A 12,688-nucleotide genomic window follows, 5' to 3' on the forward strand; every position below is an offset into this window, starting at 1 on the left:
ATTCACAAACGATGACAGCCTGCGCAAAATGTTGTATTTAGCGTCTCAAAAAATTGTCGAACGCTGGACACAAAGATGTCGAAACTGGGATGTAGTTTTAAGCCAGTTATCAATAATATTTGAGACCAGAATACCTGCTTGATTTGCCCCTGTGAATAGAATTTCCTGTCTGCAAAATGTTATTCACGCTTTGGCATGCATAACATTCCGCAGACAGGAATGAAAAGTTGACACGGGGCAAATCAGAAAGCCTGATTGCAACCGCAATCCTGTATTCTGTTATTGCTTGAAGGATTATTATTTACACAAAATTTTATGGGTTGCCTGTAAAAAGATTTCTAAAACATCAAAAATCATATTTTTAACCTCCTCTATTTTAGTAATGCGGCAGTCAAACCTTACCTATTATACTTGTAGGTTTTATTTTTTTGCTATCTTTTGTGCTTGCTTTGAGCTTGCACCATTTTATTTTTGCTCCGCTCTCTTTCTTCCCCCCAGTAAAACTGGTGGTTTATTTCCACGTCTAAAGACACCAATAAAAAAATGCTCCCCATTTTTGGAGAGCATTTCAAGAGAGATTAAACCAACGAAGTACCAAGTGCTTTGCAGGAGGTTATAGCATCATCATCAGGAGCGTCGTTGCAGATTACACTCTCAGTTGCTAAAACCGCACCGTCTGAGGTACAGCTTTCTTCCCAAGTTCTCATCCATTCACCGTCGCCCCAACCGTATGAACCAAACAATGCAATTTTTTTGTCTTTGAGCTTTGGTTCACAATCTTCAAACATCGGTAAAAATTCGCTGTCTTCGAGCTCTTCCGCACCCATTGCAGGACAACCAAATGCGATTGCATCATAATTATCCACCTGGCTGCTATCAAATTCAGCGGAAGTTAAAACAGAAACCTCTGCCCCATTTTCTTTTGCCCCTTCGGCAACTGCATTTGCCATTGCCTCGGTATTTCCTGTACCGCTCCAGTAAACTACTGCTACCTTACTCATAATATTTTCCTTCTTTCATTATAATATGAATTTATTTTTGAAAGCTCACTACGAGCCTATCAAACGAATTAAATTTTTTATAAGCATTTTTATAAACGCCAGTACATTTTTTATAAAGCTCAAATTTTATTTTTGCCTTTTCCTCATCGCCATATACTTTCCAAGCACCTACACATTTTGCATTTTTGGCTTTTTGTTTTATAAAGCCGTCAACATCTTCAGCCGGATAACCGAGAAAAAGACCTATTTCGTGTGGAAACTCCTTTTGAGTTCTTAATCTTTTAATCAACTCCGCAATGCATTTTTCACAGTTATCGGAAGGATATGATTTTTGTCTTAATATTTTTGCTGCAAGCCCGTTTTTTAAGTCAGTTTTAAGCTTGTCGGGACGATACATATATATGAGTGCTCTGCCATTTTCATATTTCAGAGGCAAAAGACGCACACCTTTCGGAACAAGACTCTCATTAAAATGGCGCAGACTACGGTTAAGTTCGGCTTTGCTGTTTTCGGAGCACGAAAACAGATTACCTGTTTTAATTCCTGCCATAGTAGGAGAACATTGATTCACAAGCATCTCTTCAGACACCGGCAACTCCTCCAATGCATGTATCAAGAACATTTTTAAGTGCAGACATTGAACTTGAGTGACATCTTGCTATTTTTATATCCTGCCCTTTCGTTTTACATTCAAGCGAATGAAGCATTTTGTGCGACACCGTGTTTGTAAACAAAACGATTAAATCAGGATTTCCGATATTGCGCATACTTCCCTTAATCTTAGTAAAAACTTTTGCCTTGCAGGAATATTCCTTACACAAATCGGCATACTGTCTTTCCATTCTTTCGTTTCCGCCGACTATTACTACGCTCATATTATCACCTCTAAATATCATTTTGGTTAGCATTTGCTAACTGTTGTGTTTAATTTTAAGGTTAGCAATCGCTAACCTATGCATAAAAAATATATGCCGCAATGGCACTAAAATACTAAAGCCTTATGCCTACGCTAAAAGCATAAGGCTTTAGTTTAAAATTTACTTTTTGTTGTCGTTCTCATCATCAATAAGCGGCGACATACTTTTAGCACAAATAAGCATCGTTGAAGCATTGTGTAAAAGTGCCGATAATGAAGGTGTTATGATTCCAATCAAACCCGAAAGCATCAGTGCAGAATTAAAACCTATTATAAACCGATAATTCTTATTTATACGTCTCATAAGTAATTCGCTCAAGATACGAATACGAACAAGCTCGGTTATATCAGAATTTGTAATGGTTATATCGGCTGTTTCACGTGCAATGTCTGACGCATCGCTCATTGCTACCGAAACATCTGCGGCAGCTAATGCAGGAGTGTCATTTATTCCGTCGCCAACCATAATCACCTTATTACCGTCGGATTTAAGTCTTTCGACATAACCATGCTTTTGTTCAGGCAAAACCTGATATTTATACTCGGTAATTCCAAGCATTTCTGCGGTTGCCTTGGCTGCTTTAAAGCTATCTCCCGTGAGCATAACGACATTTTTTATACCATGACTCTTTAAAAGCTCAATGGCTTTTTTGGCTTCTTTACGAGGCGGGTCACTGATACACAAAACACCAATAAGTTCTCCGCCGACAGCAAGATACAAAACAGAACAAGCACCGGATTTTTCATTAATTTTTTCCTGCTGTTCCTGCGTTATCTCAACATTTTCATCCTCTACAACAAAATGCTTGCTGCCGATTACAGCACGCTTTCCGTGCAAAGTAGTGGAGATACCATGTGCAACAATATAGTTAACCTGCGTATGCTCTTCAATATGAGATAATCCGCGCTGAGCAGCGGCAATTACAACCGCATTAGCAACACTATGCGGGAAATGTTCTTCAAGGCATGCAGCAATTCTCAAAATATCATCTTCAGAGTATTCACTGAACGAAATAACCTTTTCAAGCGTAGGTTCCGCATTAGTAAGCGTGCCAGTCTTGTCAAAAACAATTGTATCCGCATTTGCAAAAGCTTCAAGATATTTTCCGCCCTTGATTGTAATCTTATTATCAGCAGCCTCTTTTATTGCTGATATAACAGCAATAGGAGTTGAAAGCTTAATTGCACAAGAATAATCAACCATCAATAGAGATACAGCTTTTGTAATATTTCGGGTAAATGCCAACACTGCAAAAAAGCCCAAAAAGCTGAACGGTACAATTCTGTCGGCAAGTCGCTCGGCATGGCTTTGAACACCGGCTTTTAAATTTTCCGAATCATTGATAAGGTCAATAATTTTGCTGATTTTTGTATTAGAGGCAAGCTCGCGAACCCTAATAACTAAGCTTCCTTCTTCAACAACAGTACCGGCAAATACAGAATCTCCCTCTTGCTTATGCGCAGGCAAAGGCTCACCTGTCATAGAAGATTCATTAACATTTGCGTCGCCTGATACAACTGTGCCGTCAATCGGAATAATTTTTCCGGTTTGAACCCTAATGTTATCGCCAACTGACAAATCATCAATCGGAATAAGCACGTCACCGTCATCAGTAACCAGCCATACTTTATCAGTCTTGATTGCAAGGCTGTCGGTTAATACAGCCTTTGTTCGTGCGTGAGTGTAATCCTCAAGCAGTCCGGAAACCGACAATAAAAACATAACTGTTCCGGCTGTTTTGAAGTTCCTTTGCAACAAGCAGGCAGTGATTGAAGCTCCGTCAAGGACATCAACGTTAACTTTGCAATCAAGCAAAGACTTTAACGCCTTTTTTATGTACTTTAAACTTCTGAAAATTGTTATCGGAACTCTAAAACAGTATGGTAAAAACATTTTAAAGGCAAAGTGCTTTGCAGTTAAAATCATAAGGTCCTGCTTAAAATTATTGTCAATTTGCTTTATACCCAACTCAGGTGATGCTTGTGAAGGAACCAACATATTTTTTTGGATTCCTTCAATCAGGGAAACTACCTGATTTCTAAAGCCCTTTTTATATGTTACAAGTATTCCGCCGTTTGTCGAATTCACTTCAGCAGAAAGGACAAAATCCTTTTTGGTAACTATGTCGTAAATACAACCCTCGTATTGCTTTGCAAAGGCGTATGCACCGCACCTAAAACGAATTCGGCAAGGCTTATCATATACAATTTTATACTTCATTAATCAACAACTTCTTCGGATTCGTTATCGGTAAGACCAGCTTCCTCCTTTGCGTCATAGCAAATATCAGATGCCTCATCCTGAATGTTTTGGAAAGCAACCTTTGCGTCGCTTTGAAGCTTCATACCCTTTGCAAGTCCGCTAACAGCAAGATTTCTTGTTGTATCTGACTTCAAAATTTTCTTACCTACTACAATAGCAGCTGCGCCTGCAATCACATACCAAAATTTTTCATTTTTATAGAACTTATTCATAATGTACATTTCCTTTCATTTGCTATTAGTTAACATTTAAGCAGACATTGTTAGACATTGCTAACTATCTATATTATATCGAAAATATGAAGTTTGTCAATACAAAATGTAAATGGTTTATTCTCTGTTTTTTAATGCTTCGGACGGACTTATTTTTCTTATCTTGCGCATAAGGAAGGCGTTAATAACGAAATATAATATAATTACCGCAGCAAAAATGCCAATATATGAAATCCATCCTAAACTCAAATCCATTCCGCAGGCCACATTAGCTATCATCATAGGAAACATTGCATCCATAACATATTTTGAAAGCGGTATTGATATAATCGCGCCCACTATCACTGTGAGCAAATTTCCGTTAAGATAAAGCTTTCGTATTTCTGAATTTTTATATCCGAATATTTTTACCAGTGCAATGCCTTGTGATGATCTGTCAACCATCACTTTCATCATAAGATACAACACAATACAGAATATTATTGCAGCAACTGCCGACAACATAATAACCATAGGAGTCATTAAGGTAATAAAGATATCTGCAGAACGCTCAACATCAGCCTTTGTTGTAGTTGAATAAAGTCGTCCCTCCTCAATATCAAGTGAATCATCAGAAAACAGTACATTATAGTAATCATCATCACGGCCAAACAATTCACGCATACTGTCTATATCCATAAATACCGATAAACCGACCGAATAGTCTGCAACACCCTGAACGGTAAATGCATAATCTTTACCCTCAGCCTCATCAGAAAGAATAATTTTGTCTCCGATTTTGTAACTGTATTTTTGTGCCATAGAAGAACTGATAATAACATTACTTTGTCCTTTTACAGTAGAGCAATTGAAATACTTATCGTTTTCAGGCAATCCCATAACACTTATATTAAGTGTATTACCAAATTGTGTTTTTGATAACGCTTCAGAGTATACAGCTTCGCCGCCTTCGGGAATTTTCTTTGGCATATACTTTAAACTGTACATATACTCATATCTTGTATCAGTCTTATTTTGCTCCTGAATATGTATGCAAAGGGCAGCACAATTAAGTGCCAACATTAATATAAGCATTGATAATATCATTGCACACACAACGGTAATTCCGATTCTTGATTCACGCAACATTTGTCTGATTTGAAAGCCGCGTACGAAATCGGAATTTTTTAGAGAAATTCCACTCGCTTTAACTGTTTTCTGCTCATTTCTGATTAACGAAAGGGCTGTTTTGGACAGTTTTCGATTAATTACAATATAGTTAACCAAAACTGATATAATCGGAGGCATTATCACACCATATATCAACAAGTATAAAGGCATTGACGGAGATAATTCCGGAACAGAAAAATATGCATAGGTATCTGCCATCTGTTCTTTAATACCAAGGTCTGTATAACTTAATGCCAAGCCGATTAATCCACCTAAAAGACATATAATTGTCGGCAAAATTACGTAATGAGTAACAAGCGACCTTTTCTTTACGCCCATAGCGTATAATGTTCCTATTACGCTGCTTTCCTGTTGGATTTGGTGCACAACAAATACTGAAATTACATAAGCAAAAAGCACAATAATAATTACTCCCGCTGCAATACCAACTTCTTTGTTTATAATCAAATCATCAGCTGCTGCAAGAATTTTAGGATTATCAGATGCTTTTACAAACGAAGTTAAATTATCAACATCAATATCGACAAGGTCGTCAATCAATTTATCTGTTTGGAGTTTTAACTCAGAAATAGCTTTGTTTAACTCCTCAGCACCGTTGTTTGCTGAATTAACCCCGTCTGTATATTTTTCAACTCCAGTGCAATACTCATTTACTGCGTTTAGTGTATCAATTGCAGTTTGTATTTCTGAATGTTGCGAAACATACGGGGTTAAAATTTCTTTATAATTATCACGGGTTAGTCTTACATCAATCTTATAGTTTTCAAGCAAAGAACTTTCAACGTTCAACAGAAATGTTTTGAAAATCTGGTTTGAGCTTGATACTAAAGTTTTACTGTTACCGTCAATCTCATTAAGTCCGTCAGAAAGAGATTGCGAACCGTCATACAGCTCTGTTATGCCGTCCTGTAAATCATTTTTTTGCTCAAGTGCGTTTTCAATTTCTTCTTTGAAAAATTTGTCCGAAACTTCGTTGTAATCAAAATCGAACCCCTTTATCATCTCTTTTAATTCATCATCGGTCATTTTTCCGTTAAGAAGGTATGCATAGCAATAATCTTCAACAATCTGTACATTGTTATTTCTGAGTACATCATATTGTTCTGAGGTAACAAAAGCAATACCAAAACTGCTGCTTTCAACAGATATATCGGTATAATTTCGTTTTGGCAGGTCATAATCAGGTGATGAGCCTATACCGACAACCTTAAATTCACAGTCTGCTATTTTAACGGTATCCCCTATTTTAATATTATTTTCCTCACAATAGCGCTTTTCAAGGGCTATTTCGTCAGTGCTTTGAGCAAGCCTGCCATTATCAAGCTGAACAAGGTCAATATCATCACGATTTTTCATTATACGAATAATATGACCATTATCAGATTTCATATCCAAGCTGAACATTTGCTGAACATCAATACCTTTGTCAGCTATCTTATTAATCTGAGTATCTGTAAGCGGCAAAAAAGTGGAAAACTGCCCATCCTCAACATTATTTTCTTTGCTTAATCTCTCGGTTCCTGAAATAATCGTATCAGCCGCACCAACAACAGACAGTACAATATACATACTGAGTGATATTAATAACAAAAGTGCAATATACCTGAACTTATTTTGCTTAAAATCACGCAGGATTCTTTTATTTAAGACACTTTGCATATTACAAATCCTCCAATTCGGAAGCAGAAACACGGCTTTCGTTAAGATACTCACGCTTAACCATTCCGTCTTTTAAATATACAACTTTATGAACCATATTCTTGATCGCATTATTATGAGTAACAATCAACATTATTGTTCCGTAAACCTTATTAATTTTTTCAAGCAATATTAAGATGTCCTTGGAGGTCTTGGAATCCAATGCACCGGTAGGTTCATCGCACAACAAAATATTTGGATTTTTAATTAACGCCCTGGCAATAGCGCATCTCTGCTGCTGACCGCCGGAAATCTGTGACGGAAATTTATTTTGATGTTCCTTTAACCCCAAGTTCTCAATGAGTTCGTCAAGGTTAAGTGGGGAATCGGAAAGATATTCACAAACACGTATATTTTCACGCACAGTAAGATTGGGAATCAGATTATAAAACTGAAATATAAAGCCAAGATTACTCCTGCGGTATTCCGAAAGTTTTTCTGAATCAAGTGTATTAACTTCAACTCCATTAACCACAACAGAACCGCTGTCAATTGTTTCAAGTCCTCCAATGCAATTCAAAAGTGTTGACTTACCTGAGCCGCTTGAGCCCTGAATAACACACATCTGTCCTTTGTCAACTGACATATTAACCCCATTAAGGACTTGAACCGCACTATCATTTTGACCATAACTTTTTTTTAAATTATTAATTTCAATAAACATACAGTATCCTCCGAAAAGGTGCAAGTATAATATAGTTAGTACCTGCTAACTATATTATACTACAACTCATAACCAAAATCAACAGATTATTGTGCTTAATTTAAATATGAACGCTCTCTGACTTGCTTGCAAAAAGCAAAGCGTGAAACATTCGTAATTAGATAGTACACTTTAACAACAAAATCAGGGTTATCGCAAGTAATAAAACTGCGATAACCCTGTTAATTTAAAAATAAATTAAATTATTTTACCATGCTTGCAACTTCAGCTGCAAAGTCGTCCTGACGCTTCTCAATGCCTTCGCCCTTTTCAAAACGAACGAACTTGAGAATATCAATCTTACCGCCAAGTTCTTTAGCAGTGTTCTGAGTGTACTGCTTAATTGACTGCTTATTGTCCTTAACAAATTCCTGGTCAATAAGGCAGTTTTCTTTGTAGAACTTATTAATCTTGCCGTTTACAATCTTATCAGCGATAGCTTCAGGCTTACCTTCGTTGATTACCTGCTGACGCATAACCTCTTTTTCGTGAGCGATAACATCTTCAGGAACCTCAGATTCATTGAGGTAAGGTGTGTTAAGAGCTGCAATCTGCATTGCAACATCCTTGCCGTAAGCAACAAATTCAGGCTTTGAAGCAAGGTCAGTATCAAAGTTTACAAGAACGCCGATTTTACCGCCTGCATGTACATAAGCCACACAAGCACCTTCCATACGCTCAAAACGGCGAATCTGGATGTTCTCACCGATTGTAAGAACCTTTTCCTGTAAAAGCTCAGCAACCGTCATATCAGTTCCGTCAGCCTTTAATGTGAGGAGCTCTTCAACATTTGCAGGATTCTGAGTCATAACTGTATTTGCACAAGTCTTAACAAAATCCATAAATGAATCGTTCTTTGCAACAAAGTCAGTTTCTGCATTAACTTCGATAACAACGCCTACTGAAAGGTCATCGGAAGTAGTAGCATAAGCAACGCCTTCAGCAGCGATTCTGCTTGCCTTCTTTGCCTGCTTAGCAAGTCCCTGCTCTCTCAAAAAGTCAATTGCCTTATCCATATCACCATCAGCACTTGTAAGAGCCTTTTTGCAGTCCATCATACCGCAGCCGGTTTTCTCTCTGAGTGCTTTTACATCTTGAGCTGTAAATGCTGCCATTATAAAAACATCCTTTCAAAAATGAATATATTAATTTAATTATTCAGCTGCTTCTTCGGTTTCTTCTGCTGCAGCTGCTCCGGTCTGACCTTCTCTGCCTTCGATAACAGCATCAGCCATTGCGCCTGCAATAAGTTTTACAGCGCGGATAGCGTCGTCATTACCCGGAATTACATAGTCAATTTCATCAGGGTCACAGTTTGTATCAACAATTGCAACTATCGGAATGTTAAGTTTCTTAGCTTCTGATACGGCAATTCTTTCTTTTCTTGGATCAACAATGAAAAGTGCGCCCGGCATCTCTGTCATATCTTTGATACCGCCCATAAACTTTTCAAGCTTATCTATTTCAAGATTAAGTTTAATTACTTCTTTCTTTGGAAGAAGATCAAAAGTACCGTCTTCCTGCATAGCACGAAGCTGCTTTAAACGAGCAATTCTTCTGCGAATTGTAGCAAAGTTTGTAAGCATACCGCCGAGCCATCTTGCGTTTACATAATAAGCGCCTGCTCTGAGAGCCTCTTCTTTGATAGAGTCCTGAGCCTGCTTTTTTGTACCTACAAAAAGTACGCTCTTGCCTTCTGCTGAAATTTCACGAACGAAATTGTAAGCTTCTTCAAGCTTTTTTACGCTCTTCTGAAGGTCAATAATGTAGATACCGTTACGTTCTGTGAAGATGTATTCAGCCATTTTAGGGTTCCATCTTCTTGTCTGGTGACCAAAGTGTACACCAGCCTCCAAAAGTTGTTTCATTGAAACTACTGCCATTGTAAAAATCCTCCTTAGGTTAAAACCTCCGCCAAGCTTTGATTTTATCGGCTTAAAAGCATACAGCCACCTTGCCGACAAGCTTTAGCGTGCGAAATGCTTATATATTATACCATAAAATACAAAAAAATCAAGTGTTTTCTTTAAATTCATCAGAAAACACTTGATTTGATTTTGCAAATAAGATTAAATTAGTAATTAGTAATTTAAATCAAAAAATCTTACGTTGCCGCATCCAACTATAAAGGTCTGAGTTTCGTGCCATGGACTGTAACCTGTATAGAAACAAAGAACTCTGTGTTGCACGGCAGAACCGTTTTGGTCAAATATGTAAGAAACTGCGTCTTTTACTGTTTGGTTGGGCTCTGTTGCTGTTGAACCATAATACTTATACTGTGTAATAATTTGGTCAATTGAAGATGTGTTTGAACGGTTCATAGCATCGCGGATGGACTGAGCAACAAGTGCGCATCCGTTGTAACCCATAGTGCCAGCCTCTCCCATTACAAGACGTTCAAGCTTAGCTCTGTCATAAGACGACAATGTAACACTTCTCGGACTGTAACTTGTATCGGGATTACTGATGCTGATAAGATATGAAGAATATGATTCCGGTTGCTTGTTTCCGCTGTCGGAAGAAGAATTTGAATTGTCAGAATTGCTTTCTGAGTTCTTATCTTCATCAGGTTCTTTGGTTACACTTGAAGTTTCCGAAGACTTAGTTTCACTTTTTTTCTCTGAAGCCTTTTCGGCTGCCTTAGTAGCAGCTTCGGTTTCTTTGGCTTTATCAGTTGATTTTTCTGTTTCTTTTTCTGTTTCAGCAGCTACGGTAGTAACTTCCTGAGTTTCAGGTGCTGTCGTTACCTCCACACAGTTATTAGTGATAACACCGTAAAACTCACTTATATCTCCTATTGAATACGAAGCAATCTTGCTGTCCTCGTGAGCATCAACATCAGGAGCAAGTGTTGTCGTAGGAACAATAAGTGCGGCAGCAACTGCAATTACAGCCAAACCAAATGTCAAAAACTTTGCACTTCTTCTGGACTTAGTGTTTGATTTTGACTTACTGTGGCTTGGACGATTTGCATAGCGTTTGCCTGCCTGCTTATCATCACCGGCGTAGTGCTTATAGTTAGTAGCTCTCAAAAATTTATCCTCCCTGTGATTTATGCACCTTGCAAAAATAAGGAATTAATCAAAAAACACAAAGGTGCAACGTCTTAGTCGTTAAAATTTTATCAAACACACAACTTCTACTGTATTAAACCACAAAATATGTTGAAATGCAAGTTTTATCGGGTTTTTGAGGTTGTAACCGTTGTAATTTATTTGTAATATTCATTTTTTTAATTTCTCAACGAAATAATAACTTGTGCATTTTACACATAATTATACAGGTTTTAAATTAATTTTTGCTATATTGTTAGAAAGTCAATTGTTACGATTTTTTTCAAAAAAATGTGGCTTTTTGCGCCTTTTTACAGGGTTAGGAGTCTTGCAGGAGATGATAATTGTGTCTGTTCCGATTAGCTCTATTTTATCCCAGGGGATGATATAATCCTCACAACGACCGAATATACCAAAGAAGCCTGATCTTCCGAATATAACAAAAGACACTATGCAAGCAAGTTTTGTATCTACAATTACATCATCTACAAATCCGATTCTTGCACCGTCGCAAGAACTTATCACCTCTTTGTGTCTTAAATCTGTAAGCCTGCAATTCACGATATATTCCTCCCTATTTTCTTTTCTAATATATATGCATAAATTAAAAGTGATATTCATTGACATTTAATTTCACGTTTGGTAAAATATATCTGTTAAAATATTGATTAAATACTTTTGGGAGATGATATAAAATGGATTATGTTTTTATTACAGACGCTTCCTGCGATTTAAATGAAAAACAGGTAAGTGAAATCGGCATCCAGGTTATACCTATGGAGTTTCAGATGGAGGGAAAAAGTTTTCTTCACTATCCTGACAGACATATGATGAGTCTTGAAGAATTTTATTCAAAGCTTAAAAACGGTGCCGATGTAAAGACCACTCAGATTAATTATAACACATTCTATAATTACTTTGAAGATTACTTAAAAGCAGGAAAAGACATTCTTTATACCGGAATTTCAACAGGACTAAGCGGAACATACAATACCTGTCTTATTGCGGTAAACGAACTGCGCGAAAAATATCCTGACAGAAAGATTGTAATAATAGATTCATTCTGCGATTCGGCAGGATTGGGTTTCTTAGTTTATCTTGCAGGTCAAAAATATATGAGCGGAGCTTCAATTGAAGAACTGTCAACCTTTATTGAAGATACAAGACTCAAAGTCTGCCACTGGTTTATTGTTGATGACCTCGAACAGCTCAAACGTGGCGGAAGAATTTCCGCTGTTGCGGCAACATTCGGAAAAGCCTTGCAAATCAAGCCGCTTTTAAGCGTAGATAATATAGGACGACTTGTAAATGTTGCTAAAATAAGAGGAAAAAGCAATGTAATAAATTCTCTCGTTGAACAGTATCTCCGTGATGCCGAAGATACAAAAAAAGGCACGGTTTTTATTGCTCATGCTGATAATGAGCAGGGAGCTCTTGAACTTCAAAAGGCTATTAAAGGCAAATGCAGTGAATGTCAAATATGTGAAATAGGACCTGTAATCGGAGCGCATGTAGGTTTCGGAATGTTAGCAATTTTGTTTCTCGGCAAAAGGGATCTGACTCTTGCAGTTAAAAAATAACAGCTTTTACAATTAAACATAATACCAAAGTGATGATAATCAATATAATTCGTCATATTTTGACAAATAATTTATTTATACTGTTTACTTTT

Annotated in this window: 12 protein-coding genes and 1 pseudogene; 2 read left to right on the forward strand and 11 right to left on the reverse strand. The window is 37.2% G+C overall.

Annotated elements, in window-relative coordinates:
- A pseudogene (locus BLP46_RS13515) lies at positions 1-142 on the forward strand (IS256 family transposase); the annotation flags it as partial.
- Between the two features lie 436 nt (positions 143-578).
- Here the strand turns inward: BLP46_RS13515 and BLP46_RS01230 are convergent.
- From BLP46_RS01230 to BLP46_RS01280, 11 genes are all read right to left on the reverse strand, one after another.
- Positions 579-1,001, reverse strand: coding sequence for a flavodoxin (locus tag BLP46_RS01230; RefSeq protein ID WP_092974367.1), 423 nt, complete (start codon positions 999-1,001; stop codon positions 579-581).
- Positions 1,002-1,032: 31 nt separating this feature from the next.
- A complete protein-coding gene (locus tag BLP46_RS01235) occupies positions 1,033-1,590 on the reverse strand; it encodes a DUF3793 family protein (protein WP_173311391.1) in 558 nt (185 codons plus the stop codon).
- Complete coding sequence (locus BLP46_RS01240) at positions 1,583-1,876, reverse strand: DUF2325 domain-containing protein (protein WP_092974370.1); 294 nt, start codon at positions 1,874-1,876, stop codon at positions 1,583-1,585. The genes BLP46_RS01235 and BLP46_RS01240 overlap by 8 nt, the downstream gene beginning before the upstream one ends.
- Before the next feature lie 162 nt (positions 1,877-2,038).
- Complete coding sequence (locus tag BLP46_RS01245; RefSeq protein WP_092974373.1) at positions 2,039-4,138, reverse strand: heavy metal translocating P-type ATPase; 2,100 nt, start codon at positions 4,136-4,138, stop codon at positions 2,039-2,041.
- Positions 4,138-4,392, reverse strand: a complete 255-nt coding sequence (locus BLP46_RS01250; RefSeq protein WP_092974376.1) for a DUF1490 domain-containing protein — start codon at positions 4,390-4,392, stop codon at positions 4,138-4,140. Before BLP46_RS01250 ends, BLP46_RS01245 begins: the two co-directional genes overlap by 1 nt.
- A 117-nt stretch (positions 4,393-4,509) precedes the next feature.
- On the reverse strand, positions 4,510-7,221 hold the full coding sequence (locus BLP46_RS01255; protein WP_092974379.1) for an ABC transporter permease: 2,712 nt from the start codon (positions 7,219-7,221) through the stop codon (positions 4,510-4,512).
- Between the two features lies 1 nt (position 7,222).
- Complete coding sequence (locus tag BLP46_RS01260; protein ID WP_092974382.1) at positions 7,223-7,924, reverse strand: ABC transporter ATP-binding protein; 702 nt, start codon at positions 7,922-7,924, stop codon at positions 7,223-7,225.
- Positions 7,925-8,166: 242 nt separating this feature from the next.
- A complete protein-coding gene (tsf, locus tag BLP46_RS01265; RefSeq protein WP_092974385.1) occupies positions 8,167-9,078 on the reverse strand; it encodes a translation elongation factor Ts in 912 nt (303 codons plus the stop codon).
- A gap of 39 nt (positions 9,079-9,117) precedes the next feature.
- Positions 9,118-9,846 carry a 30S ribosomal protein S2 gene (rpsB, locus tag BLP46_RS01270; RefSeq protein ID WP_092974388.1) on the reverse strand — a complete coding sequence of 243 codons (729 nt, stop codon included), beginning with the start codon at positions 9,844-9,846 and terminating at the stop codon, positions 9,118-9,120.
- Between the two features lie 198 nt (positions 9,847-10,044).
- A complete protein-coding gene (locus BLP46_RS01275; protein ID WP_092974391.1) occupies positions 10,045-10,995 on the reverse strand; it encodes a hypothetical protein in 951 nt (316 codons plus the stop codon).
- A gap of 285 nt (positions 10,996-11,280) precedes the next feature.
- A complete protein-coding gene (locus BLP46_RS01280) occupies positions 11,281-11,577 on the reverse strand; it encodes a YlmC/YmxH family sporulation protein (protein ID WP_092974394.1) in 297 nt (98 codons plus the stop codon).
- Between the two features lie 134 nt (positions 11,578-11,711).
- On the opposite strand from BLP46_RS01280, the gene BLP46_RS01285 reads away from it, so the two are divergent.
- Positions 11,712-12,596 carry a DegV family protein gene (locus tag BLP46_RS01285; protein WP_092974397.1) on the forward strand — a complete coding sequence of 295 codons (885 nt, stop codon included), beginning with the start codon at positions 11,712-11,714 and terminating at the stop codon, positions 12,594-12,596.
- Positions 12,597-12,688: the final 92 nt, after the last annotated feature.

The sequence above is a fragment of the Ruminococcus sp. YE282 genome (genome assembly GCA_900101355.1).
Taxonomy (GTDB): domain Bacteria; phylum Bacillota; class Clostridia; order Oscillospirales; family Acutalibacteraceae; genus Ruminococcoides; species Ruminococcoides bromii_A.

Bases quoted from the DNA above. Each gene is read 5' to 3' on its own strand.
- BLP46_RS01230 (WP_092974367.1), bottom strand. From the start codon at position 1,001: ATGAGTAAGGTAGCAGTAGTTTACTGGAGCGGTACAGGAAATACCGAG.
- BLP46_RS01250 (WP_092974376.1), bottom strand. From the start codon at position 4,392: ATGAATAAGTTCTATAAAAATGAAAAATTTTGGTATGTGATTGCAGGC.
- rpsB (WP_092974388.1), bottom strand. From the start codon at position 9,846: ATGGCAGTAGTTTCAATGAAACAACTTTTGGAGGCTGGTGTACACTTT.
- BLP46_RS01240 (WP_092974370.1), bottom strand. From the start codon at position 1,876: ATGAGCGTAGTAATAGTCGGCGGAAACGAAAGAATGGAAAGACAGTAT.
- BLP46_RS01260 (WP_092974382.1), bottom strand. From the start codon at position 7,924: ATGTTTATTGAAATTAATAATTTAAAAAAAAGTTATGGTCAAAATGAT.
- BLP46_RS01245 (WP_092974373.1), bottom strand. From the start codon at position 4,138: ATGAAGTATAAAATTGTATATGATAAGCCTTGCCGAATTCGTTTTAGG.
- BLP46_RS01285 (WP_092974397.1), top strand. From the start codon at position 11,712: ATGGATTATGTTTTTATTACAGACGCTTCCTGCGATTTAAATGAAAAA.
- tsf (WP_092974385.1), bottom strand. From the start codon at position 9,078: ATGGCAGCATTTACAGCTCAAGATGTAAAAGCACTCAGAGAGAAAACC.
- BLP46_RS01255 (WP_092974379.1), bottom strand. From the start codon at position 7,221: ATGCAAAGTGTCTTAAATAAAAGAATCCTGCGTGATTTTAAGCAAAAT.